Here is a 547-nt window from a genome sequence, read left to right on the forward strand (position 1 = left end):
CAGTACAAAGACTGGCGCAAGATGTATGACGAAATGGGCAAAAGCATCGATGCCGTCATCGTGGCTACTGCCGACCATACACACGCGATTATCGCTGCCACCGCCATGACCATGGGCAAGCACGCGTATGTTCAGAAACCGTTGACACACTCGGTTTACGAATCACGCCTGCTGACAAAATTAGCCGCAAAGCACAAAGTGGCTACCCAAATGGGTAATCAAGGCTCATCCGGTAAAGGCGTTCGCCAAATTTGCGACTGGATTGCTGCCGGCGAAATCGGCGAAGTACGTCGCGTAGATTGCGCTACCAACCGTCCTATCTGGCCGCAAGGTTTGAATACTCCTTCGCAAGGTCATTGGGTTCCCGATACCTTGGATTGGGAGTTGTTTACCGGTCCGGCGAAATTGGTTCCCTACAATGCCATTTATCATCCCTGGAATTGGCGCGGCTGGTGGAATTACGGAACCGGCGCATTGGGCGATATGGCTTGCCACATCATGCACCCGATTTTCAAAGGATTACAATTAGGTTATCCGACAAAAGTAC

At 51.4% G+C, this 547-nt stretch carries 1 protein-coding gene; it reads left to right on the forward strand.

The features are described 5' to 3' along the window. Nucleotides 1-547 (forward strand): Gfo/Idh/MocA family protein (locus tag ASC50_RS03635; RefSeq protein ID WP_158648374.1); only part of this gene is annotated, 547 nt, incomplete at both ends.

The sequence above is a fragment of the Candidatus Symbiothrix dinenymphae genome (assembly GCF_001431085.1).